The organism is Bradyrhizobium sp. ARR65 (assembly GCF_000472385.1).
Lineage (GTDB): Bacteria > Pseudomonadota > Alphaproteobacteria > Rhizobiales > Xanthobacteraceae > Bradyrhizobium.
The window spans coordinates 152665-178123 of the sequence record NZ_AWZU01000007.1; the positions used below are offsets into that span (position 1 = coordinate 152665).

The 25459-nt window shown below is 58.9% G+C and carries 17 protein-coding genes and 2 pseudogenes; 10 read left to right on the plus strand and 9 right to left on the minus strand.

Features of this window, described 5'->3' with window-relative positions; translation table 11 throughout:
• The first annotated feature begins 16 nt into the window (after nucleotides 1–16).
• The 3 genes from F758_RS0111070 to F758_RS43610 all read left to right on the plus strand — a co-directional run bounded on the left by F758_RS0111070 (nucleotide 17) and on the right by F758_RS43610 (nucleotide 3564).
• The gene (locus tag F758_RS0111070; RefSeq protein ID WP_024507932.1) at nucleotides 17–478 is read left to right on the plus strand and encodes a (2Fe-2S)-binding protein; all 462 of its coding nucleotides are present in this window, start codon (nucleotides 17–19) and stop codon (nucleotides 476–478) included.
• Nucleotides 479–491: 13 nt separating this feature from the next.
• Nucleotides 492–2678, plus strand: a complete 2187-nt coding sequence (locus F758_RS0111075) for a xanthine dehydrogenase family protein molybdopterin-binding subunit (protein ID WP_024507933.1) — start codon at nucleotides 492–494, stop codon at nucleotides 2676–2678.
• A gap of 196 nt (nucleotides 2679–2874) precedes the next feature.
• A complete protein-coding gene (locus F758_RS43610; protein WP_024507934.1) occupies nucleotides 2875–3564 on the plus strand; it encodes a sensor histidine kinase in 690 nt (229 codons plus the stop codon).
• Nucleotides 3565–3667: 103 nt separating this feature from the next.
• Here F758_RS43610 and F758_RS50775 read toward each other — a convergent pair whose 3' ends face one another.
• From F758_RS50775 to F758_RS0111115, 6 genes and pseudogenes are all read right to left on the minus strand, one after another.
• Entirely contained in the window at nucleotides 3668–6283 is a 2616-nt protein-coding gene (locus F758_RS50775; RefSeq protein ID WP_245286459.1) for an ABC transporter permease subunit, read from the minus strand.
• A 10-nt stretch (nucleotides 6284–6293) separates the two neighbouring features.
• A pseudogene (locus F758_RS0111095) lies at nucleotides 6294–6959 on the minus strand (ATP-binding cassette domain-containing protein); the annotation flags it as partial.
• Between the two features lie 174 nt (nucleotides 6960–7133).
• Nucleotides 7134–8207: a substrate-binding domain-containing protein gene (locus tag F758_RS0111100; protein ID WP_024507937.1), complete on the minus strand. Its 1074-nt coding sequence runs from the start codon at nucleotides 8205–8207 to the stop codon at nucleotides 7134–7136.
• A 213-nt stretch (nucleotides 8208–8420) separates the two neighbouring features.
• Nucleotides 8421–10082, minus strand: coding sequence for a sensor histidine kinase (locus F758_RS0111105; protein WP_024507938.1), 1662 nt, complete (start codon nucleotides 10080–10082; stop codon nucleotides 8421–8423).
• A 111-nt stretch (nucleotides 10083–10193) separates the two neighbouring features.
• Nucleotides 10194–10586: a response regulator transcription factor gene (locus tag F758_RS0111110; RefSeq protein WP_024507939.1), complete on the minus strand. Its 393-nt coding sequence runs from the start codon at nucleotides 10584–10586 to the stop codon at nucleotides 10194–10196.
• A gap of 145 nt (nucleotides 10587–10731) precedes the next feature.
• The gene (locus tag F758_RS0111115; protein WP_024507940.1) at nucleotides 10732–11400 is read right to left on the minus strand and encodes a response regulator transcription factor; all 669 of its coding nucleotides are present in this window, start codon (nucleotides 11398–11400) and stop codon (nucleotides 10732–10734) included.
• A gap of 393 nt (nucleotides 11401–11793) precedes the next feature.
• Between F758_RS0111115 and F758_RS47490 the strand changes: the two genes are divergently transcribed.
• Nucleotides 11794–13902, plus strand: a complete 2109-nt coding sequence (locus F758_RS47490) for a PAS domain S-box protein (RefSeq protein WP_024507941.1) — start codon at nucleotides 11794–11796, stop codon at nucleotides 13900–13902.
• Nucleotides 13903–14057: 155 nt separating this feature from the next.
• Nucleotides 14058–15119 (plus strand): helix-turn-helix domain-containing protein, encoded by a 1062-nt coding sequence (locus F758_RS0111125; protein WP_024507942.1) that lies wholly within the window; start codon nucleotides 14058–14060, stop codon nucleotides 15117–15119.
• A 309-nt stretch (nucleotides 15120–15428) separates the two neighbouring features.
• Here the strand turns inward: F758_RS0111125 and F758_RS0111130 are convergent, their stop codons facing one another.
• Nucleotides 15429–15803, minus strand: coding sequence for a hypothetical protein (locus F758_RS0111130; protein ID WP_024507943.1), 375 nt, complete (start codon nucleotides 15801–15803; stop codon nucleotides 15429–15431).
• Nucleotides 15804–15900: 97 nt separating this feature from the next.
• On the opposite strand from F758_RS0111130, the gene F758_RS0111135 reads away from it, so the two are divergent.
• The 3 genes and pseudogenes from F758_RS0111135 to F758_RS0111145 form a co-directional block, all read left to right on the plus strand.
• Entirely contained in the window at nucleotides 15901–17088 is a 1188-nt protein-coding gene (locus F758_RS0111135; RefSeq protein WP_024507944.1) for an efflux RND transporter periplasmic adaptor subunit, read from the plus strand.
• The gene (locus tag F758_RS0111140) at nucleotides 17085–20198 is read left to right on the plus strand and encodes an efflux RND transporter permease subunit (protein ID WP_024507945.1); all 3114 of its coding nucleotides are present in this window, start codon (nucleotides 17085–17087) and stop codon (nucleotides 20196–20198) included. Before F758_RS0111135 ends, F758_RS0111140 begins: the two co-directional genes overlap by 4 nt.
• Nucleotides 20199–20356: 158 nt before the next feature.
• Nucleotides 20357–20527, plus strand: a pseudogene (locus F758_RS0111145) (5-aminolevulinate synthase); the annotation flags it as partial.
• Between the two features lie 380 nt (nucleotides 20528–20907).
• Here the strand turns inward: F758_RS0111145 and rpoH are convergent.
• Nucleotides 20908–21819, minus strand: a complete 912-nt coding sequence (gene rpoH, locus F758_RS0111150) for an RNA polymerase sigma factor RpoH (RefSeq protein ID WP_051386820.1) — start codon at nucleotides 21817–21819, stop codon at nucleotides 20908–20910.
• A gap of 453 nt (nucleotides 21820–22272) precedes the next feature.
• Between rpoH and F758_RS47085 the strand changes: the two genes are divergently transcribed.
• Entirely contained in the window at nucleotides 22273–23157 is an 885-nt protein-coding gene (locus F758_RS47085; protein WP_283805854.1) for a lactate/malate family dehydrogenase, read from the plus strand.
• 11 nt (nucleotides 23158–23168) lie between these two features.
• On the opposite strand, the gene F758_RS43630 is transcribed toward F758_RS47085, so the two are convergent.
• The gene (locus F758_RS43630) at nucleotides 23169–23690 is read right to left on the minus strand and encodes a GlcG/HbpS family heme-binding protein (RefSeq protein WP_024507948.1); all 522 of its coding nucleotides are present in this window, start codon (nucleotides 23688–23690) and stop codon (nucleotides 23169–23171) included.
• A gap of 290 nt (nucleotides 23691–23980) precedes the next feature.
• Between F758_RS43630 and F758_RS0111165 the strand changes: the two genes are divergently transcribed.
• The gene (locus tag F758_RS0111165) at nucleotides 23981–25453 is read left to right on the plus strand and encodes a catalase (RefSeq protein WP_024507949.1); all 1473 of its coding nucleotides are present in this window, start codon (nucleotides 23981–23983) and stop codon (nucleotides 25451–25453) included.
• The last annotated feature ends 6 nt before the right edge of the window (nucleotides 25454–25459 follow it).

Genomic DNA, 25459 nt, shown 5'->3' on the forward strand with positions numbered 1-25459 from the left:
AAACAACGAGGCCTCGATGGCGACAACGTCCCTGAATGTGAACGGCAGAACCGTTTCGGTCACTATCGACGATCCGGATATCCCCCTGCTCTACGTTCTGAGAAACGAACTCGGTTTGCACGGCCCTCGCTTCGGGTGTGGCCTTGGCCAATGCGGCGCCTGTACGGTGCACGTCGACGGAACGGCGGTGCGCTCCTGCGTCACGCCCCTCTCGTCCGTTTCCGGCCGGGTCGTCACTCTCGAAGGGCTCGGCACCGAAGTGAAGCCGCATCCCCTGCAGACGGCGTTCGTCGAAGAGCAGGCCGTGCAGTGTGGGTATTGCATCAACGGCATGATCATGCAATCCGCCGACCTGCTCGCGCGCAGGCCGAAGCCGAGCGAGCAGCAGGTTAAGACCGCACTTGCAAACAATTTGTGCCGCTGCGGCACGCATCTGCGCATCGTCCGCGCGGTGATGCGCGCCGCGGCAAGCTCCTGAGCTCGAGGGCTCCATGAACAAGACGATCGACCGGCGCACGCTGCTGAAGGCTAGCGGCGCACTCATTGTCGCCTTCAGTCTCCCGCTCGACCGCACGACAGCGAAGAAGGCAAACAGCACTGTCTCGGCCGACCGCGTCGACGGTTTTCTTGCGATCGCACCGGATGGAGCAGTCACGGTTTATTCCGGCAAAGTCGATCTCGGTACCGGCGTCCAAACCGCGCTAGCGCAGATCGTTGCCGAAGAGCTCGACGTTCCCTTGGGCAGCGTCACGATCATCCAGGGCGACACCGCGCTCACGCCAGACCAGGGGGTCACGAGCGGGAGCTTCTCTATCCAGAACGGCGGCATGCAGCTCCGGCGGGCGGCAGCCACGGCGCGCCAGGCGCTGCTGCGCAGCGCCGCGAGGCGGCTGCAGTGTGAAATCTCCACGCTCACGATGCGTAACGGCATGATCGCCGCGGCAAGCGGGGAGCACCTGTCAATCGGCAGCCTTGCTGAAGCCGCGAGCTTGGCGCTCGAGATCGAAGACACTGCGCCGGAAAAACCACCCGCCGAATACACGCTTGTCGGCAAGCCGGTGCGCCGTCTGGATATTCCCGGCAAGGTACATGCGCGTTTCACTTTCATGCAGGATTTCGATCTGCCGGGCATGTTGCACGGCCGGGTCGTACGTCCCTCGGGCTTCGGTGCAGAGCTGATCTCCTATGATCCGTCCTCGATCGCCAACATCCCGGGCATCGTGCAAGTCGTTCGCATCAAGAATTTTCTTGGGATCGTGGCCCAAAGCGAGTGGAGCGCGATCAGGGCCGCCCAGCAATTGAAGGTCACGTGGTCGAACTGGCAAGGACTCCCGGAGCAAAGCAAACTTTGGGAGCATGTGCGGAGCACGCCCGTCGTGCGCGATGATGTCACAAGCCGAATCGGTAGCTCGCGTACAGCACTCGAGGCCGCGCCACGCAAGTTGCAGGCGAGCTATGATTTCGCCATCCATACCCACGGATCGATCGGCCCCTCCTGCGCGGTGGCGCGTTTTGGTCATGGCAAGCTCACTTGCTGGACTGCCTCGCAGGCAACGCACAGCCTGCGCAAGCAACTCGCCGCGACGCTCTCCGTCGCAGACGAGGACGTGCGCTGTATTTATGTCGAAGGGGCCGGTTGCTACGGCCGGAATGGGCATGAAGATGCCGCATCCGATGCAGCCCTCCTAGCGCGCGCCGTCGGCAAGCCGGTTCGTGTGCAGTGGATGCGCGCCAACGAGCACGGCTGGGACCCGAAAGGGCCGCCGACGCTGGTTGATCTGCGCGCCGGAATCGATGCCCAACACGACGTGGTGGCTTGGGAATCAGAGTTGTTTGTGCCGGACGGAGCTGCAGGAATGGTGGCGCTCACTGGCGCCGATCTTGCCGGGCTTGACAGCCTCGGCACGCTCAACCCCGGCGGCGTGCTCAATGACCTCGCGATCCCCTATGCCATACCGAACCTGACGACGACGGCTCATAGATTGGGGTCGACGCCGCTTCGTCCGGCCTGGATTCGCTCGCCCGGCCGCCTACAGAATACGTTCGCGAACGAGTCCTTTCTGGACGAGATCGCTGCCAGCCTTAGCGTGGATCCGCTCGATATTCGCCTTCGCTATCTCACTGATGCACGCGGCAAGGAGCTGCTCGAGCGCCTTGCCCGCCTGAGCAACTGGCGTAAGCGCCCAATGCCCGATCGCAATTCCGACGTGTCGATCGGACGTGGGCTGGCTTATGTCAAATACGAGCTGGTGCGCACCTATGTCGGCGTCGTTGCCGAGGTCGAGGTCAATCGCAAGACCGGCGTGCTGGCCGCCAAGCGCTTCTACGTCGCGCATGATTGCGGTCAGATTATCAATCCCGATGGACTTCGCAACCAGATCGAAGGCTGCATACTGCAGACAGTGAGCCGCACGCTCAAGGAGGAGGTCACCTTCGATCGATCCATGGTGACGAGCCTCGACTGGGCGAGTTATCCGATCTTGACCTTTCCCGAGACCCCGGAAGTGGTGATCGACCTGATCGATCGGCCGCAAGAGGTGCCATGGGGTGGCGGAGAGCCGACCTGCGCGGTTGTACCATCCGCGATTGCGGGCGCGGTATTCGAGGCGACTGGCGTACGGGTGCGCTCGGTGCCGTTCACGCCCGCCAAGATGCTGGCTGCGTTGCGCGCGACATGAACGCCGGACGGGACTCACTTCGTTCTGTAAACAAACAGCTCAATCCGCATGCATCCGCGCTGGCTCTCGCTCAAGGTTTCGATCTGTTCGACCCCGATACAATAGACCCGTCGCGGCCAGATACCCTTCCATCTCATCATGGACGGCAGCTGAACAGGGTACGGCCGATCGGCTCGAACGAAACAGGATAGACCCGATGGATATGCGCTATCGAAGCACGCTTGATACTCACCAGCCGCACGTAGGTCATACAATCGATCCTTCCGTCAAGTTGCCGTTCGCGGAAGAACTATTGCTCCTGCACGAAGCGAACCACAGGATCGTCAACGAATTTACCTTCATTATGAGCGTCGTTTCTGTCATCGCCAAGCGTTCTCAGAATGAGGAAGTCAAGGCCGCATTGGCAAGTGTCGCGAAACCCGTTCAACCACTGGTTGACATGCATCGTGCACTACAGATTCCCGAACATGACGCCTGCACTGACGCGGCGGCATATCTTCGAAGATTGTGCTTGTCAATCAGCCGTTCCAAGCTCGATCATCTGAAAACAAGGCTCGTGCTTGCGGCGGCTCCCTTGCAACTCCAATCGAATGATTGCTGCCGATTGGGAATGATCGTCTACGAGCTCATAACGAATGCGGCCAAGCATGCGTTCCCTAATGGCGGTGGCGAGATTCGCGTCCAGCTATTTCGCGCAGGCGCGTTCGTCGAATGCCGGGTTCTTGACGACGGCTCGGCCGGCCCCACAATCCAGCCTGGACGTGGCCTGAAGATAGTCAGAGAACTGGCAAGGACACTTGCGGGAAGCGTTCGGCATGAGTTTGGAACTGGGGGATCAAGATCGATCCTGATTTTCCCGCGGCGCTCCGACCCCAGAGAAGAGTAGCGCTCAACAACGATCTCCGCGCCGCGTCCGCGGTCAACCTTCGGATGCGGATGGCCGCCAATCCGGCGAAGGTGCGCGAAGCGCCTCCGTCAACACACAGAGACTATATTCGTTTGGCCGCTGGCAGCGTGAACTGAAAACTGGCACCACGGGGGACATTGGCGCTCGCGCACACCCGTCCGCCGTGCGCTTCGACGATCGAACGGCAGATCGAGAGCCCGAGTCCCAAGCCGCTCGGCTTGGTCGTGTAGAATGACTCGAAGATTCGCTCGAGAGTCGCTGGCGCCAGGCCCGGACCCGAATCTCGGACCCTCACGAACACGTCGCCGGACTCGATCTTTCCCGTGGAGATCAACAAGTCTCGAGGCCCTTCGCTGACGACGCTCATGGCCTCGATCGCATTGATGATCAAGTTCAGAACGACTTGCTGCAGCTGAACTCGATCTCCTTGAACGATCGGCAAGCCGTCTGTGAGCTCGGCCTGCATAGAGACACCATTCTTCGCGGCTTCCGTGTGGATAAGCCCAATCACCTCGCGAATCGCTCCATTGATCTCCAAGTCGTCGCGCTGGGGCGGCGCTTTCTTAATGAGATCGCGGACGCGGCTAATCACCTCGCCCGCCCGCTTTCCATCTTTCACGATATCATTGAGGCTCTGCCGCACCTCGTCCAAATGCACTGTTTGGGCCTCAAGAAAGCGTAGCGCAGCTTGCGCGTTGGTAATCGTTGCGGCGATCGGCTGGTTGACTTCATGGGCAATCGAGGCCGTGAGCCGTCCCATGGTCGCGACGCGGTTGGCGTGGGCCAGCTCCATCTGGATCTCGCGGTGTCGCCGTTCGATATCCCGCGCTCCGGCCTCTGCCCGCTTGAGCTCGGTCATATCGACGACGAAAACCACGCCTAATGGCACAGCCAGGTTGCTTTCATCGAATATCGTGGAGCCAACTAGTACCGGCACACGGCTGCCGTCCTTTCGAAAATACTCCTTCTCGTACGGCTGGACGGTTTTTCCCAGCTTGACCTCTTCCTGTGTCTGCATCGTTCGGTCCAACCATTCCGGCGGCGTCATGTCGAGCACATGCATCCGACCGCTGCTAAGATTTTCGCGCTCGTATCCTACGATGCGTAGAAACTCGTCATTGGCATCGGTAATGTGACCATCGAGGTCGGCGACGAAGACCCCGATGATGTTGGCGTCGACCAGGCGCCGAATCTTGGCTTCGCGTTCCCGGACGGCTTGCTCCGCCCGCTTGCGCTCAGTCAAATCGAGCACAAAGGCGACACCATCGTCTCCACCTTCGAAAGTCTCGACACCCATCAGCACAGGCAAGCGGCTCCCGTCCCTGCGGAAAAATTCCTTCTCGAATGGTGGCAAGTGCCCCATCCCCTCAATCTCTTGTGCTAGCCTGGCGTCCTGGTCGCGCCATTCCGGCGGCGTCAGATCCATCCAACTCATCCGGCCCGCCGCGAAGTCGTCGCGGTCGTAACCCAGCATGTGGAGAAATGCATTGTTGACCTCGATGATCCGACCTTCGAAATCCCAGATAAATATCCCGATGATGTTCGCATCGATTAGACGCCGTATTTTGGCCTCGCGTCGTTCGAGATCGCGATACAAACGGGTGTTCTCGATGCCGAAAAAACGGGCGCGAATCTCTTGATGCAGATGCCGGTACTCTGGACGCGACTCATCGAGATCGCCTTGAACCAGACTTATCTTTCTGCGATCCAGAGCGATCCCTATCGCGGCAATGATCAAAACACCTCTCACGACGTCGTCCCAAGACGGCGGGATGCCCACAATCGTCAGGCCACTCGAAAGCGTGACGAGAGCAACCGCACCCATAACGGTCTTCGAGATGCTCCCATATCCGCCTGTCAGCGGAGTGCCCCCGATGACAACCGCAGAAATCGCCTCGAGCTCGAGCCCAGTTCCTGTCATTGTCGTGGCCGCGCCGATGCGGGCGAGATTTATCATGCTCGCGAGGCCAACGAAAAATCCCGAGAGTGCGAAAACTGAAAGTCGCCGAGAATTGACGTGAACACCCAATAGTCCAACGACGCGTTCACTACCGCCCATCGCCTTCAGGTCATCGCCGAAGACGGTTTGGTTGCAGATAACCCACGCGATCGCGCATAGCGGGATCGTGGCAATCAGGATGCCGGGGAAGCGACCGATCGCATCGAAGCGAGCATAGCCGGCTATCCCACTACTCTCATCGGAGAGATAGATCGCTTCACCACCAGAGATGATCTGGACGGCGCCTCGTAAGATCACCATCATGCCCAGGGTGACCATGAATGACGGAATGCGCGCGAACGCAATGATTGCGCCGTTGATCAGCCCGCCGAGGACGCCGATGACCAGGCCCAAGCTCAGGCCCACCATGAGCCCACGTGTCTGAGTACCCCAGGCGGCGAGGTACGCTGCCAAGCCAAGCAGGGATCCTACTGACAGGTCGACATAGCCAGCCCTGATAAGAAAGCTCTGGGCCATAGCGACGATTATAAGCACAGGTGCTTGTTGGGCGATGTAAGCCCAATTCCTGACCGACATGAAACGGTCGCCTGCGGCAATCCAGAAGACGAGAATCAGGAGGAGAAGTGCTATAAGTGCCGCGTTGTCGCGGAGCGTGCGCATCCAATCGATAGCAGTCGGATGTGAATCTGACTTGCCTTCGGGGGTCTCTCCGGCCGATAGATTCGTTCCGATTGGCATGAGAAAGCCTTCAATGAGCGCCGCTGACAATGGCCGCGGCAAGCTTTGCCAAGTTCGTGTCCTGCCGCTGCATCTGCGCAATGCTTCGACCCTGATACATGACCAAGATCTGATCGGCGACGCGGAACACGTGTTCGAGATTATGCGTGACGAGCAAAATTGAAGCCCTCTTACCTTTGAGATCCCCAATGAGACGCAGCACTCGCTCGGTTTCAAGGATGCCGAGGGCGGCAGTTGGCTCATCGAGAATGATGATTCCGCTACCCCATGTAACAGCTCGTGCGATCGCTAGCGCTTGCCTCTGGCCCCCAGACATGGTCTCGACCGGCTGGGTCACATCTTGAACAGTCGCCACACCTAACCCGGTCAACACCTCCCGGGTCTTGGCAATCATGCTCTTGTAGTCCGCAAAAATTCCCCACTTGCGGATGGGGCGGCCGACGAAGAGGTTGTAAACCGCATCCATGTTCGGCACGTCGTCCAGGTCCTGATAAACCATTTCAATGCCACGTCCTCGGCTTTCAGGTGCACTGAAGGAGGTCACTTCCTCGCCATTGACCCGCAGGGTCCCTCCATCTGGGGGGTAGACGCCCGCAAGAATTTTCAACAGGGTTGATTTACCTGCGCCGTTCGCTCCAACAACTGCAAGCACCTCGCCTTCGGAGAGGGTAAAGGAAGCTGATTGCAAAGCCCGGATCTGACCAAAATGCTTACTTAAGCTTATTGCTTCCGCCACAACTTTGCGTCGGCGCCCGTCTCGCACGTTGATCGTCGCATCGGACTTTGTGGAAGGAAATGTCTTCATGGTCGAACTCGCAGCTTGAAGCCGTTTCTCCGGCTGATAGAGCAACTACTTGTTCCAAATCGCCCCGATCGTTTTCATGGTTTCCGCGATGTTCGCGTTAGGATTGTAAGTCATGGACATGGCGCGAATTTCGTCCGCAGAGAACGGTTCGCTATTCAGGAAACGTTTCGCATAAGCGTCTGCATTTGTTTTATTGATTGGGACCAAGTTGAATTGAGGCTGCGGTAAGAGCGGGGGGTGACCATTCAGATAATCGTAGAGCACGATTAGTCCGAACCCGCCGTTCATCCAGTGCCCCCCGAGGGTGGAGGAGAGACTTCCGTCCTTGATGGCGGCAATCACTGACTCATCATCGTCGGCTGTCGAGACCTTGATTTCATTCTGCCGTCCAGCCTGTTTGATCGCCTGAAGGGCGCCAAGTCCGACAGTGCTGCCAATGCACCAACATCCATCGACCTCGCCTGGTGCAAAGCGAGCAAGATACCGCTCCATCGTAGCCATCGCGTTTTCGCGCGATTTTGATTGCCTACTTACTTGCAAGACTTTGAGGCCCGGATGCTCGGCTACTGCCCGTAGCGCTCCCTTCCACGCCTCCTCGACTGTGGTGACCCCGGGACCATCCATGATCGCGACAATATTCTTTGCGCCCTGGCCTACGAGGGTCATCATCATGTCGTAACCCCACTGCTCATTGCTCTGTGTGACCTGCGCTACGAGAAACTTGCCCTTGTAATCTTTGATGTTCGGAACAACGAGACGATCCTCGGTTACGCCGGGAATCTCCGCCTCCTCGAGCGCTTTCGCATCCGCTTCGCCGGCAGCCCGCGTGATCGGATCGAATAATATCCCGTCTGGACGTTGGGCAATGAGCCCGTGCATGGCGGCGATGTTGGAATCCTCGGTGCCCTTATCACTGACGACCAAGAGCTCGAATTTGAGCGCTTTCGCCACTAATTTCTGGAAATTGACATTGTTTGCGACCCACGGATTAACAAGCGGTTGTACCAAGGAAGAGACCGCCACTTTCTTTGGCTCCGCCGACCCAGCGAATACAGTTGATGCAATCACGTATGCCGTAGTGCAAACTGCGGCGAGCAAGATGCCCTTGCTTTTCCTCATTGAGAGTCTCCAAATCAAGTTTACGCCTGATCAGACCCACTCGGCATGCTCAGGCTCAGCACAATCGGCAGTCTCACGCGTCTGTCATGATGCATGCTCCGAGGGATAACCGACGTAAGCCAAAACGTGGTGCCTTGGTGGACATTTAGCGCTCGATCGATTCAATTGTCGGCCTCCATCATCACGCCCGCGGTTACTCGGCCATTCCGCTCATCATTGTTGACCCAATACCTGCGGACACACGCGGGGGTGATCATTCAATCTCTCGCTCGTCTTCATTGGGTGGTCGGCTGGATGAGCGGGCAGCAGAAACTGAAAGGTAGCGCCGCTCGACCCATTCGCGACGGCCCAGAGCTGGCCGTCATGCGCCTCGATGATCGAGCGGCAAATCGAAAATCCCATGCCCATGCCGTGGCTTTTTGTCGTAAAAAGAGGATTGAATATTCGATCGAGCTGTTTGGGGTCCACTCCCGTGCCAGTGTCTGTTACCGATACAATCACGCCGCCAGAGCTGTGAACTTCCGATGTCACACCAAGCACCCGCGGCCCATCATTGGATGACATCGAGTCGATGGCGTTCGTGAACAAATTCACGAACACCTGCTGCAGCTGAACTCGATCAGCTTTCACCTCGGGCAATACTTCGTCCGTCTGGACCCGGACAGAGATCCGCTTCGCCTGCAACTCCCCCGCCAACAAAGCGAGCGTCTCTCGAAGAAGCTCATGAATGTTGAGTGATGTCCTGGTCCTTGCATTTTTCTTAAACATCGCCCGAATACCGTCGATCACCTCTCCCGTACGAAGACCATCGGCTACGATCTCGCGGAAGGCCAGCTTAGCTTCTTCCAAATCCGGCGTTCCGCGATCCAGCAGGCGAACACCGGCAGCGGCGTTGGCTATCATTGCCGACAAGGGCTGTTTGATTTCGTGGCCTATCGAGGCCGAAACCGCGTCCGCGGTCATCAACCGCGCCTGACGCTCGCGCCGCTGCGCCAGCATCGCCCGAAGCAGCCGTACATATAGCGTCGTGATCTCGTGCAACAGCACAAATAGAACCAGACAACCGGACAAAAATCCAAAGACCCGCCCGGCATACCAGCCAACGGTGTAACGGGCCGGAACGGGAAACGAAATCAAGACCATTTCTATGACAAATGCGCACATCACCACGATGAGCCATAGATCGAGCACAGAGCGTCGTCGTACCCAGAGCAGAACGAGGGCGGAAAGGCTCAGCAGCGAAGCGAATCCGGCAGCATATGGCCAAAGACTGGAAAGATGAACGGTGTCTAGCATAAGGTGGGGCAGCAGCGGGTCGCTGGCTATCACCAGAAATGTCGCCGCACATACGAAACTCGCAGTCACAGCGATACTGAACACGATGACCGCACGCACCGAGCTCTCCGAGACCCGTCGTGCGGGATTGCGGTCTTTCAGCGTCGCATAGGTGATCACGAATGTGGGAAAGCCGGCGTGCCAGACGATATAGAGCCACGCAGTGGTCTGGAGCCCGGCACCAAGCATGCCACGAGGCGCGAACACGCCGGGAAATGTCAGCATCCATGGGATCATTATAAGCGCTGTGAATAGGTAACCGCTCGAGATCGCCAAAAGCGCGCGCGACCTCAGGATGGAAAACTGTGCGAACAGCAAGACCGCGGTGATCGAGTCGTTCACCAGCATCGCTGCGGCATAGGCCGGCACGAATGCACCGACCGGCGCCAGCTGAACGCTGGAGAGCGGTCCTGCCGTAATGAAAAATCCAAGAAGCAGGATCAACACGACGGCAAGTGCAAGCCGCTTTTGAGTCGTGCTCGGCGCCAAGCTAGACAGGATGAATTCCTCGTTTTCCAGTCGGCCGGGCACAGCGCTCATGTTCGACGACCCTCCGAAATGCGCCCATTGGGTCGCTCACGCGTGGGATCACGCAGCTTGCCTTGTCGGACTGGCTCCGGCGGCGGTAGAGTTGGCCGACGGTGCATACGATCAAGGGTTATTCGGGCGGTCTTGGTTTCTCTGCAAGGCCCGCTCCACGCATTCAAGTAACTGCGGTTCATCGAAAGGCTTGCTCAAAAAAGCGATTGCGCCGGCCTTCATCGCCCGCTCTCGAATCCGGTCCTCCGGAAACGCCGTGATGAAGATCATCGGTGTCCTGTGGCCGTTAGTAATCAGGTACTCTTGCAGCTCAACGCCGGTCATGCCCGGCATCTCAACATCGGCGATGAGGCACGACGTTTCGCGCAATCGGGACCACGATAGGTACTCTTGCGCCGAAGCAAACGCATGGGCGGAGAATCCAAGTGACCTCAACAACCGCGCGGTCGCGGTACGCACCGAAGCATCATCGTCAACGATCGAGATTATCGGGACTTCGTCCACGCGGCTGACCTTTGTTCGGGGACAGGCGACCGAGATCGCACCCTCGATGTGGTGCCGCCTCAGCCATGATACGACGGCCTTTGGGGATGAGAACTATACTTAGGTTTCGAAACCAGCAGGCCTAGAGGTGAGCTGTGAGCTGATCTCATCCTTCCGCAGTATCGGGTTTGACCCCGAGTGCCTGGGCCATCGTGACCAGATCGGCCACCGTTCTGGCTCCCATCTTCTTCATGAGGTGATGGCGATGCACTTTGACGGTGATCTCGCTGAGATTGATCTTGGCTGCGATCTGCTTGTTCATCAGCCCACTCGCGACCAGCCCCATGATTTCGCGCTCGCGAGACGTCAGGGACGCGAAGTTCTTCCTAAACTCCGCCAGCGCATGTTCGTTTTTGCGCCGTTTCTGATCGCGCTCGATGGCGGCCGCTACCGCATCTAGCAGATCCTGGTCACGAAACGGCTTGGTGAGGAAATCGACCGCGCCGGCCTTCATCGCGCGGACCGACATGGGAATATCGCCATGTCCTGTAATAAAGACGATCGGAATTCGAACATCCGCCTTCATCAATCCCGCCTGGAAGTCGAGACCACTCAGCCCGGGCAGTCGAACGTCGAGCACAAGGCAGCTCGGAACTTGCGGGCGCTCGCCCTGCAGGAACTCCTGCGTCGAAGCGAATACTTCCACCTTCAATTGCACCGAGTGAAAAAGTCTTGCAAGTGCCTGCCGCATCGACGCGTCGTCGTCCACGACGAACACGGTCGGCCGCTCCAAGTCTCCCACGGGTTTTGCCGACGAATTGCGCTGCGTAATCATTCGGTACAGCCCTGATCATCTCGTATGATAAGCACCTGGTCCCAGGCTGGAAGACAAGTCACCGCTAGGGGATCGGCCAAATCTGACGGGTGACATTGTAACGGAAACAGAAAAACAGGCAAATCCGGCCCTTTTTCTACCTCGATTTGAGCGGTAGCGGGGCTTTGTGACGATCCGCCATCCCCCCGCATGCGCTTACATTGGGAGGATTTTGTCAGCCGGGCGCCGACATTGCCGACTGCTTCAGCACCGACTACCCTTCCCGTACTGTCACACCAGAGTTATCATTACGGAAGTTCAGCAGGGACGGAGTTACTGCGGTCGAGAGGCACTGGCCTCCAAGCCAGGACGATGGGAATGAGGCGCAGTGCAATCCATGAGACAGCAAGATTCTTGGTTGGGATTATCGGCCTGGCATTGCTGACAGCGCTGTGCTTTTGGCTCGACTTCCGCGTTGGCTCAACGGCTCTCATCTATTTGCTTCTGATCGTTCTGTTGTCGCTTGCGGGTGGCTTCATTTCCTTGATTGCCTTGTCGTGCATTGCCGTTCTGTGTCTGAATTACCTTTTTGTCCCTCCTATTTTCAGTTTTAGGATCGAGTACCTGGATGACACGATCAGGCTGGCCGCGTTCTTGATCACGTCGTTGGTCATCACCGGGCTGGTGGCAAGATTGAGGAGCAGACGAGACGAATTGACGGACATTCTCGACGGTCTTTCGGTCCTGGTCTGGACCACGTCATCCGATGGCTCGGCTGATTTCTCCAATCAACGCTTCCGCGACTACACGGGCTTATCCCGCGACAAACTAGTCGGGTTCGGCTGGATGAATGCTCTGCAGCCGGAAGACTCCGGGGCGGAAGAATGGCGCGCTGCGCTTGCGGCCGGAACGCCGATTGAAAAAGAGGTGCGCATTCGAAGCGCTACTGGGGAATACCGCTGGTTCTTACTTCGCATGAGGCCGCTGCTCAACACGCGGGGTAGAATCTCGAAGTGGTTCGGTACCGCCGGCGACATCGAGGAACGAAGACGTGCATTGGAAGCCTTGCGGGAAAGCGAGGAACAATGGCGAGCCGTCTTCGAACACAATCCTACCATGTATTTCATGATCGATGCCGCCGGTTTGGTGGTGTCGGTGAATCCGCATGGCGCCGCGCAGTTGGGCTACTCAGCGGGCGAGCTGTTAGGCCGGCCCGTACTGGACGTGTTTGATGAGGCGGATCGACCCGCAGTCGAACGCAATGTCGCTATTTGCCTTGAACGGCTCGGCCAGTCGATGAGCTGGGAAGCGAGAAAGCGGCGCAAGGATGGAACGATACTGTGGGTCCGGGAAACCGGCAGAGCGACATTGATCAAGGACCGGCCGGTTATCCTGGTCGCCTGCGAGGATGTGACCGATCGCAAACGAGCAGAATATCTGGCTGGACGTGTGTTTGAGACCTTACCCGACACGGTAGCCATTGTTGGCACGGATTACCGCTATCGCCGGGCCAATGCGGCGCACGAGCGCGTTTGGGGAGTACCGGCTGAGAAGATGGTCGGGATGCACGTCGCGGACGTCCTGGGACGAGAACTGTTCGAGCGACTGGCCAAGCCATATCTGGATCGTTGCTTTGCCGGCGAAAGAGTCACCCTTGCAGAGTGGTTCGATACCCCTGTTGGCCGCCTATACGGGGCTGTCACCCATTCGCCGTTACGGCTCGAGTCGGAACGCGTGGAGGCCGCGCTTGTGCTGGGCCGCGATATCACCGATCAAATGCTGGCTTCAGAACGGCTGCGTGAAGCGCAGGCCGAGCTCGCGCACGCAAACCGGGTTGCGACTATCGGTCAACTGACGGCCTCCATCGCCCATGAGGTCAACCAGCCCGTCGGAGCGTTGGTCACCAACGCCCATGCGGCGTTGCGCCTGCTCAGGGCCCAGCCGGCTGACCTGGAGCGTACCACCGAGGCCCTTGAGGACATCATCAAGGATGGGCGGCGGATCAGCGAGGTAATCGATCGGACTCGCGCGCTGGTCAAGAAGCAACCGACGGAGTGGAATCCACTCGATATCAACGAAGTGGTTACCGAGACCCTCGCGCTGACCCGTGGTGAGCTCCAAAAACAAGGAGTTTCCCTGGAGACAAAGCTCGCCGTCGCTTTGCCGCTGACGCGTGGAGATCGGATCCAGCTGCAGCAGGTCATCATGAACCTGGTGATGAATGCCGTCGAAGTGATGAGCACGATCGAAGGCGAACGAAAGCTGCTGATTGGCACGGCCAAAGGGCAAGAGGACACCATCCTGATCACCGTTCGTGACTCGGGTCCGATCGTCAATTCGGATTCTCTCGACCGGTTCTTTGAGCCATTCTACTCCACCAAGCCTAACGGCATGGGCATTGGACTATCGATCTGCCGCTCGATCGTCGAAGCGCATGGTGGACGGATTTGGGCTGCCGCCAATGAGCCTTGCGGCGCGGCTCTTCATCTCATCTTGCCTTCTTTACAGCCGTCTGCGCGCTAAGGTCCGCCAGATAACCAAAGTATAGGCGGCTGAACCAATGAGATAGCTGCGCGAACCTCCGTAGACTGGAGTTCCTCTCACATAACGCATTTCTTTGCCTCGGTAGGAGCTGCAACGTAGCAGCCGTCTGGTGATCTCTCCCTTACGGAGGCGACATGCTGAGTTACTCGCTTCGAGCGAACGCCGCTTTGCGCACCAAAGGGGGTTCGGCCTTTGAACGGAGCGACTCGCGACGCGGGCAAAGCGGCGTGATGTTATCCATGCACACGCAGCCTCGTTTCGACGAGGAAGATAGGGCGCCCCGCGAAGATGCCATGGCGGCGCTCGCCCGCAACGATGGCGACAGCGCTCTGGAGTGTGGCGTCAATATCTTTCCACCCAATGCGATCGATCGCCGCGCTGTCAATTGGAAGGGCGGGAAAGCCGAAGTCGTCCAGGTGATGAGTTGCGATAGGACCGAGTTTGGCTTCCGCGCACCATTCCATTTGCTGATTGCATATGAACAAGGCACGCGCCGTGACGGCGAGATCTACGTCGAGGGGTTGCCTGCCTCGAAGTTGCGAGAGGTCAGGCGTAGACTGACCTTTGTACCGGCCGGTCATGAATATCGCGAGTGGCACAAGGCGCGCGCTCCGGGCCGGATCGCATATTTGTATTTCGATCCTGCCAATCTGCTCTGCGATTCGGAGACGGGTGCTTTGGCTACGCCGTTCGCGCCACTGCTGTTCGTTGAGGACCTCATGGTCTGGGAGTGGGCCATGAAGGTTGCGGCAATGGTCGAGAGCGGCTCCGCGAACCCGCGCTATTGTGAAGCCCTTGGTACCGTGCTGGCTCATGAGATCGTGCGCCTCAATGCCGAGGCTCGGCGATCCAATCTGCCATTGCGAGGGGGACTGGCGGCATGGCAGCAGCGAATCGTCACCACGTACATAGAGGAACATCTTGCGGATCCGATATCGCTCACCGAGCTTGCGCAGAGCGTTCGGCTGAGCGTCTACCACTTTTGCCGGGCCTTCAAGAAATCATTCGGCGTGCCGCCGCATCGCTATCACAACATCCGTCGGATGGAGCGTGCGAAGTCGTTGTTGGCGGAGCCAGGATGTTCGGTAACCGAAATCGGGCTGGCGGTAGGCTTCAGCGAAACCAGTTCATTCACAGCTTGCTTCCGGAGGGTGACTGGCTCGACCCCAACCGGCTATCGCCGAAGCGTCGAATAATACGGAGATCTCAATGCCGCGCGTTCTTTTTGTTGCAACGACGGCGATTGTACTGGGCTGCGGCTGCAGTCATGCGCAGATGAGTTCGAGCGGTGGGCCTCCCGCAATGGCAGCGACTTCCCCCCTAGGTATGCCAACGAACTCGGCAGTCGGCCCGACTGGAATCCCGCTCGGCGCCACGGAAATCACGTCACCCGGGCTCAGTCCGGCGCCGTCAACTGCGACAGGCACAATCACAACGACGAGCAACGGCACAGCGTGCTCGACCGTAGGGACCTCGCCATCTGGAACGTATGGATCATCCACGACCTATGACGGCGGTGGAATGGCGATAGGATCCGCCACACCCGCCACCGGAGCGTCGGCAGGGCCCATGGCAACTTCATCAGGGGCATCCGCCGGGTCCGCAATGCCGACGACCTCGGCAATGACGAATACTTCGGGCCTGTCCGGAATGTGTGGCTCCGGCTCTAGCAGCGTGGCCGCATCGTCGACCTCGACATCGACGTCGCCGGGCGGAGTCGCCAGAATGGGGATCCCGTTGGGATCGACTGAGATCGGCAATCTTGGGGTTAGCCCTGCAACCTCGGTGCCGATGATGGGCGTATCGCCCATCATGGGCCCGCTGGGGTCGATCCCGACGATGCCGGCCGTTACGCCTCCAGCAGCCGGTTCGTCGCCCACAACAAGTACGCTTCCAACGATAGGTACCTCATCAACCGTACCGGGCCTGGCCGCGGGAACGCTCCACTAAAGAAACAACCCAACGCGCGTGACGATCATGAAAAAGCGAGTCGTTATTTCCGCAGCCTTGCTCGCGGCCGTAGTTGCGGGCGCAGGTCTTTACGCGGTGCACATCCAACCGTTCGAGCAGGTCGATGCCAGCACCACACCCACGCCACCACTTGCGGTTCCGGTCGTCGCCAGCGTAGTCGCCCAGCACGATGTGCCGATCTATCTGAGCGGTGTCGGCACTGTGATTGCATACAACACGGACGTCGTGCGCGCCCAGATCCAGGGCCAGATCATCAGCATCAACTTCAGCGAAGGCCAAACCGTTCATGCCGGCGACCTGCTCGCACAGATCGATCCGCGGCCGTACCAGGCCATGGTCGAGCAATACACCGGAAATCTGGAACGTGATCAGGCCCAACTCACCAATGCCCAGGCCAATCTCAAGCGTTACACCCAATTGGGCGACAAGGGCTGGGCCACTCCGCAATTGGTCGAGACTCAGAAGGCGCAGGTTGGGCAGTTGCAGGCGGCGATCAAAACTGACCAGGCGCTGATCGAGGCCGCCAAGGTCCAGCTCAGCTACACACGCCTGACGTCTCCTATCGACGGCGTGGTGGGCATCCGTCAGATCGATGTCGGCAATATCATCAGCCCGTCGACGACCAACGGGCTTGTCGTCGTGACCCAGCTCAATCCAATTTCGCTGATCTTCACGCTCCCAGAGACGGATCTGCCGCAAATCCAGCTGCAGCAGCAAGAATCCAGGACGCCGCTGCCCGTTCTCGCTTTTAGCCAAGACAACAGGATACAGCTGGATCAAGGCGAACTCGGCCTCGTCAACAACGAGATCCTGCAGACAACCGGCTCGATTCAGCTCAAGGCGAACTTCCCCAATAACGCGCACCGGCTTTGGCCGGGCCAACTCGTCAATGCACGGCTGCTCGTGGATACGCGGCACAACGGCCTGACGGTTTCCGCAGCCGTCGTGCAGCAAGGCCAGAATGGCCCCTACGCTTACGTCATCAATCCCGATAACACCGTGGCGGTCCGCCCGATCAAGGTCGCGCAGATCAGTGACGGGCAGGCGCTCATCGATTCCGGCCTCGAGGCCAATGAGCGGGTCGTTGTCGACGGGCAATATAAACTACAGCCGGGCGCACGTGTCACGCTGCTGCGTGGCAAGGCGGCAGAGGAAGCAGCCGCACAGGACGCACAGCAGGCGCCAATCCCATGAACATTTCCGCGCCGTTCATTCAACGGCCGATTGCCACCGCCCTTCTGATGGTGGGTTTGCTGGTTGGCGGACTGGTCGCCTACCCCCTACTACCCGTGGCGTCGCTGCCGAACGTGAATTATCCGACCTTGCAAATCACCGCACAAATGCCCGGCGCTGATCCGCAAACCATGGCGTCCTCGGTTGCGACGCCGCTCGAATTGCAGTTCGGGCAGATCCCGGGGCTCGCCCAAATGACATCGGCGAGCGCGCTCGGCTACACCCAGATCACGCTGCAGTTCGACTTGAACCGCCAAATCGATGGCACAGTGAGCGACACGCTCTCGGCGATCAATGCCGCCAGCCCCTATTTGCCGACGGGCATGCCGTATCCGCCGACGATCCGCAAAGTCAATCCTGCTGACACGCCGATCCTAGTGCTCGGGCTGACCTCGGACACGCTACCATTGACTACCGTCGACGCTTTTTCCGAAAATATTCTGCTGCAGAAGATATCCCAGATATCCGGAGTTGGTCTCGTAGGCGTCCCCGGTCAGCAGAAGCCCGCCATCCGTGTGCAGGTCGATCCGGATGCGTTAGCGGCTCGCGGCATCAACCTCGAGGATGTGCGCACGGTGCTCGGCCAGGCCAATGTGGACCTTGCGAAAGGAACCCTGAACAGCCCGCGCCAGACCTACACGCTTAGCACCAACGATCAACTATTCCAGCCCGACCAATACGCCAACCTGGTGATCGCCTATCGCAACGGAGCGCCCGTCCGCATCCGCGATGTTGGCCGTGCTATCAGCGCGCCCGAGAATGATTTGATCGCGGGCTGGTTCAACCAGAACCGGGCGATCCTCCTGGCAATCCAGCGCCAGCCCGGCGCCAACGTCATCGACACCGTGAATCGGATCAAGGCGATGATGCCGGTGCTGCAGGCCTCGATCCCGCCCGCGATCAAAATTAACGTCATCTCCGACCGCACCGAAACCATTCGCGCTTCAATCAGCGACGTGCAGTTCACCTTGATACTGACGGTCGCGCTGGTGGTGATGGTGATCTTCATCTTCCTGCGCAATTTCTGGGCCACCCTTATTCCCGCCGTGACCGTGCCCTTGTCGCTGATCGGTACCTTTGCCGTGCTCTACGAACTTGGCTACAGCCTCGACAACCTCTCGCTGATGGCCTTGTCGATCGCGGTGGGCTTTGTAGTCGACGACGCAGTGGTCGTGATCGAGAACATCGTGCGGCACATGGAGGAAGGCGCCTCGCCTTACGAAGCAGCGCTGAAGGGCGCCGGCGAGATCGGATTCACCATCGTATCGATCACGCTGTCGCTGATCGCTGTGTTCATTCCGCTGTTCCTGATGGGCGGATATGTTGGGCTGCTGTTCCGGGAATTTGCCGTCACCGTCAGCGTGTCATTGGTATTGTCGCTCCTGATATCTCTGACACTCACGCCGATGATGTGTTCGCGCCTGCTAAAGCCGGAGAGCAAGGAGCACGGATGGCTTTACCGGTTGTTCGAACGCGGCTTCGATGGCCTGCTCAATCTCTATGAGGCTGGTCTGGTCGTTGCGCTGCGGCACCGCTTCATCACGCTGATAACGATGTTCGGCACGATCGCGCTGACCGGGTATCTCTATGTCGTGATCCCAAAGGGTTTCTTTCCGCAGCAGGACACTGGGTTGATCATCGGCCTGTCCGAGGCGGCGCAGGACATCTCTTTCCAGGCCATGGCCGAGCGCCAACAAGCCTTGCTTGACGCGATCATGAAAGACCCGGCGGTCGCGTCAATCGGCTCAGCGGTCGGCGCCGGTGGCGGCAACACTACGGTCAATAACGGCCGCGTCTATATTGCTCTGAAACCATTGAATCAGCGGGACAGCATCGATCACGTGCTCGCGCGGCTGCGCACCAACCTCGCAAAAATCCAGGGCATCACCCTCTATATGCAAGCCGCGCAGGACATCACCATCGGCGGTCGCGTCTCCAAGACGCAGTATCAGTACACACTCGCCGATGCCGATCCGGGCGAGCTCAATCACTGGGCTGCAATGTTCCTCGACCGGATCAAGACCATTCCCGGCATTGCCGACGTAGCGACGGACCAGCTCAACGCCGGACCAATGCTCGACATTGCCATCAAGCGCGAAGTGGCCTCGACCTACGGCATCCTCCCCTACACCATCGACAACACGCTCGACGATGCCTTTGGCCAGCGCATTGTCTCGACCATGTACACGACTTTAAATCAGTATCATGTCGTCCTGGAGGTCAACCCCAAATTCCAGTATGGACCCGAGGCGCTGAACGGCATCTATGTGAAATCCTCCAGCGGCCAGGAGGTGCCGTTGTCGACGCTGGTTGATAGCGTGGTGAAGGTCGCCCCGCTCGTTGTCAACCACCAGGGTCAGTTCCCGTCGGTGACAATCTCGTTCAACCTGCTGCCCGGCACCGCGATCGGTCAAGCGGTGAGCGCCATCCAACGGATCGAGGAACAGCTCGGCAAACCTCTCTCGCTTCAGACCAGCTTCCAGGGCAACGCGCAGGCCTTTGGACAGTCGCTGTCGACTACACCGATCCTGATCGTAGCCGCGCTGTTCGTGATCTACCTCATCCTTGGCGTGCTCTATGAAAGCCTCATTCATCCCATCACCATCATCTCGACGCTGCCCTCAGCAGGTCTGGGCGCCTTGTTGCTCTTGATGGCGGTTCACCTCGATCTCAGCGTGATCGCAATTGTCGGCATTATCCTCTTGATCGGCATCGTCAAGAAGAACGGCATCATGCTGGTCGACTTTGCACTGCACGTCGAGCATGAGCAGGGCCTGACCGCCGAAGAGTCCATTTATCGCGCATGCATCATGCGCTTCAGGCCGATCCTGATGACGACAATGGCGGCGCTGCTCGGCGGCGTTCCGATGATGCTCGGAACGGGAGCCGGATCCGAGCTTCGTCAGCCGCTCGGCTATGCCATCGTCGGCGGCCTCGCCGTATCTCAGGTGCTCACTCTCTATACGACGCCCGTCGTCTATATCTACCTCGACAAGCTGCAGACCTGGCTGTTCGGCGCGCGACACGAAAAACCGGCGTCTGGCGAACCAGCGCCAACGGCGGCCGAATGAAATTTGACACGGTTACAACAAGGCCAACCCAATTGCGGCAAGACCAAAATAGCCGACAGTGTCCAAATCCCGGATGATGCCGGCCGGTTTGTATCATACGCAGCATTTCGTGTGCCTCAGCAGCAGCTTCTTAATCAAGTCGAGAACGAGATAGTGACATGAATTACGAAACCTTCCTCGCAACGGCTGTGGACCGGTTGAGGGATGAGCAGCGCTACCGCATGTTCGTGGATCTTGAACGGATCGCCGGCCGGTTTCCCTATGCAGATGTCATCGCGGCGATGATTGCCGCCACGGCATCCTTCGGCGCGGGCGCAGGTGGGACCCGTTGCCCCATCCCGAGATAATCATTTGAGCACCAGATCACGACCTCTTGCGGACCGCGCTTCTCAATGTCTGGCGACGGCTCGGGCTTGCACTGAACGCGCAACCGCTCGCGGCCGGATGAGCGTCAGGCAATGGCTCCGCGGCAGAAGCATTGGTCCGGCCTAGCGTAATGGCCTTGATTCCATGATCATCTGTTCGTGCAACGTCTTGGCCGACCACGATATACGGAATCTGGCGTTGGCTTCTGCACTGCCTTTGAATGCACGCCTGATCTGCGACCGTCTTGGCTGCAGACTGCAATGCGGTCGTTGCGCCCGTAGTATAAAACGGATCTTCGACGAGACAGTCCCACTCCGCCGCACCGGTTGCAGCCGTTGTCCCCTTATCGCATCTGACTAGCGCAATTCTGTATGCGGCCAGGGGGGTCCACCGAGAGCTGCTTGCGAGCTATCGCGCGTTTAACTTTACTCTGCAGCTTCTGAAAGGCCCGGAATTCAATCTGCCTGATACGCTCGGGCGAAATGCCAAATTCGGCCCCAAGCCTATCGAGCGTCATCGGCTCATCCGCGAGCCACCGCGCCTCGATGATGCGCCGCTCCCGCTGGCCGAGGACGGTTAGCGCCTCGTTCAGCGCTTTCCCTCGTATCGCCAACTCGTCGGCATCGGCGAGTCGCGATTCTTGGTCGGAATCCTCGTCGACGAGATGGTCCTGCCATTCACCTGGACCACCGTCGCTCTGGACTTGCACGTTAAGCGAGAAGTCGCCACCGAGGCGTCGATTCATTTCGACGACCTCCTGCTTGGGGACACCGAGGTCTCGCGCAATCAGCTGGATGTGATCGGGATGCAGATCGCCTTCCTCGATCGCCGAGATGCGACCCTTCGCTTTGCGCAGGTTGAAGAACAGCTTCTTCTGGTTGGCCGTGGTGCCGATCTTCACCAGCGACCACGAACGCAGGATGTATTCATGGATCGCTGCCTTAATCCACCAGATGGCATAGGTGGCGAATCGAACGCCCCTCTCTGGATCGAAGCGCTTAACCGCGTTCATCAGCCCGACATTGCCCTCTGAAATCAAGTCGGAGACCGGCAGCCCATAACCGCGATAGCCGATGGCGACTTTGGCGGCGAGCCGCAGATGGCTGGTGACGAGCGAATGCGCCGCGTTTGCGTCGCCCTGCTCACGCCAGCGCTTCACCAGCCTGTATTCTTCGTCGGGTCTCAACATGGGAAAACGACCGACTTCTCTCAGATAGCGAGCAGTGCTGCCGGAAATCAAGGTTGCAGCTTGCATGTCGATCTCCATGCCGAAAACCAGCTCGAACCGCGAGCCGATCCTTGAGCAACGTTGTGCACTCGCGACTCCGCGAAATCCTGCAGCCGGCGCTCGCCGCTCGCTGAAATTCGGATAACGGGCACTCGTAGCGGCTAGCGAGGAACATGCAGGGCGTCCTACCCTGCTATTGGGAGCCCCTCTCATTCGACTAGGCCACGCGCCTACGAACCTCTCAATCGTCCGGAGGTTGATATGATTGACCAAGTGGTGTCGCCCGCACTTACTCGCGGTTTACCGCTCACATACTTTGGTTCCCCCTGCGATACCTTGGTTTGGCATCCGGCTACTGCTCCTACTGAAATTCGAGGAGCTGACTATCTAAGGCCGGCTGGTGTGTCATCATCTCGGAGCCACTGATGAAGATCGGCATTATTAGGACAGGAAATGTCGGCTGCGCGTGTGCGATAGCCGCTGCCGTGCGCGGCAGCGCAAGCAAGATTCTCCTGGTCAACCGCACCCGGGAAAACCGCAGAAGCCGTAGCGACCGACATTCGATACGGCATCCCCCTCGGACGCAAAGTCGAGATCGCCGACGGCGACTACGACGATCTCGAAGGCGCCGAGGTCTTGTTGATCACCTCCGGGCTGAACGAAAAAACCGGAGGGGCCACTTCCCGCAACGATCCGCAGGGCCGTCTCAGGCTCTTGGAAAAGAACGCCCAGATCTATCGCGACATTATTCCGAGGATCGTGAATGCCGCGCCGCGAGCCGTGCGGCTCGTTGTTACCGACCCGCCGGATCCACTTGCGGACGTGGCGCGCGAGGCAGCCGCCGGCGCTATCGTCCTGAGTGCCGGCACGTATCTCGACAGTCAGCGCTTCCGCGTTCACCTTGGCAAATATTTCGGCGTTGATCCCGCGCATGTCGAAGCCCATGTCATTGGCGACCATGGGACGGCCCAGGTGTTTCTCTGGTCATCCGCCCGGGTGGGCGGCGTTCCGATCGCCGCTTTGCTTAAAAGTCGGGGAGAAAAGCTCGCTGACCTACGAGAGAAGGTAGAAAAGGAGGTTCGTTACGCCAACATCACGATCATCGAGGCTCATAACGCCAGCCAGTATGGTATCGGAATCGTGTCCGCCCGTATTGCCGAAATGGTTTGCAACGACGAACGCGCCGTGATCCAGATCGGAAGCTTTCAGACCAAATTTGGCGTCACTCTCTCGTTGCCACACGTCGTTGGAAGGGGCGGTGTTCTCGACGTGTTGGAGCCTGACATGTCGGACGAAGAGCGTGTTGGCCTTCAGAGAAGCGCCGGATTTCTGAAAACGGCAATGGACGGTATTCGCGGCACGTAGGGGATCTTCCGTCAGTGATGCTCCGATGCCTTCTGCGGAGAGTTCAGTGCTGCTGCGGCGACGCTTGCGATCCCGGTGTCGGTCTCCTTGCTCAAGCCGGCAATTCCCACTGCGCCAACGACCTCGCTATTTAGCCGTATTGGCATGCCGCCGCGCAGCACCATGGTGCCGGAGGTGATGAATGCAGTTCTGCCCTTATTGATGGCGTCCTCGATCTCCGCCGTAGGTCGTTGTAGCCGAGCAGCCGTTCGTGCCTTCTGGATGGCGAGTTCCGCGCTTGCCGGGCGGACACCATCCATGCGCTGGAAAGCAAGCAGATCCCCAGCGGGATCAACTACCGCGATGGCTGAAGGCGCATTCTGTTGCAGCGCACGATCCTGGCTGCCTGCAGGACCGTCTGGGCCCGGCTTGATCGAGGACCGAGATGTTGATGGTCTGTGCCTCGGCCGACATACAAAAGACCGTTGCAAATATTGCAGCGCTAATTCCGAGTTTTGTCGTAGCCATCTGAAGCCTGTTCGGCGCAAGAGCACCGTCGCTGAATTGAGATTAATGCCGCTGGGCAGCGTCCCGCGACAGCTTTAACCGCTCCGCCTGATATAGGAGCAAGCGACCCTCCTCCTCATCACGATTGAGTGCCCGGCGAATGGAGCCAAGCGCAATGCTGGCGGCCGTGCAGCAATTCGATTGACACACAGGTGAAATTTCTTCTCCGCAAGAACTCGCCAAGTTGAGCAAAGCCCGGCAAGCGATAGGACGCGCCGCGTCTAGATTGCCTTTAACTGCCCGACCGCGACAGAGCGTACTTCTCAGCGAGGACACAATGACCAAGAGACTTAGGCTGACGACCGAAAGCGGCATGCCGGTCGCCGATAATCAGAACTCGATCACGGCCGGGCCGATGGGGCCGGTGCTGATGCAGGATTTTCATCTGATTGAACGGCTGGCGCATCAGAACCGCGAGCGCATCCCCGAGCGTACGGTGCACGCCAAGGGATCGGGCGCCTACGGGACGCTGAGCGTGACCAACGACATCACCCGCTATACTCGCGCTGCGGCACTCTCGAAGATCGGCAAGAAAACCGAAGCGTTCCTGCGCTTCTCCACCGTCGCCGGTGAACGCGGCGCGGCGGATGCCGAGCGCGACGTTCGCGGTTTCGCGTTGCGCCTCTACACCGAGGACGGCAATTGGGACATTGTCGGCAATAATACGCCGGTATTCTTCATCCGAGATCCCCTGAAATTCCCCGACTTCATCCACACCCAGAAGCGCCATCCCAGGAGCAACCTGCGTTCGCCGACGGCGATGTGGGATTTCTGGTCGCTGTCGCCGGAAAGCCTGCACCAGGTCACCATCCTGATGTCCGATCGCGGCCTGCCGCAGAGCTTCCGCAATGTCGATGGTTTCGGCTCCCATACTTACTCGCTCATCAACCTTGCGAACGAACGATACTGGGTCAAGTTCCACTTCAAGACCCTGCAGGGGATCAAGAACTGGACCAATGCGGAAGCCGCCGAGAAAGTCGCACAAGACCGCGAGACGCATCAGCGCGACCTCTATGAAGCGATTGAGCGCGGTGACTTTCCACGGTGGAAATTCTCCGTGCAGGTAATGCCGGAGATTGACGTCGGCAAACACTGGTACAACCCGTTCGACCTGACAAAGGTCTGGCCGCACAAGGACTATCCGCTGATTGAGGTCGGCATCCTCGAATTGAACCGCAATCCCGAGAACTATTTTGCGGAAGTCGAGCAGGCGGCACTTTCGCCCGCCAATATCGTGCCGGGCGTCGGCCATTCGCCCGACAAAGTGCTACAAGCCCGCATATTCTCCTATGCCGATGCGCACCGCTACCGCGTAGGCGTCAACGCCGAGCAGCTCCCTGTCAACAAGCCGCGCTGCCCGGTAAACACCTATCATGCCGATGGCGCCATGCGGCTCCAGGGCCATCCTTATCCGGATGCCTACTACGAGCCGAACTCGATGGGAGGCCCGGTTCAGGATGAACGCTTCCGCGAGCCCCCACTGAAGATTTTCGGCGATGCCGATCGATACAATCATCGCGACGGCAACGACGATTACCGCCAGCCTGGCGAACTGTTCCGGCTGATGACGGCTAGGCAGAAGGACCAGCTCTTCCAGAACATCAAAGATGCCATGGAGGGAGTCCCGCTCGAAATCATCAGGCGCCAGCTTGCCCACTTCTACAGGGCCGATCCGGAATATGGCATCGGCGCTGCAGAGCGCCTTGGACTGACGGCATCCGATATCTCACCGACAGTGGCCCCCGAATAGAGGAAC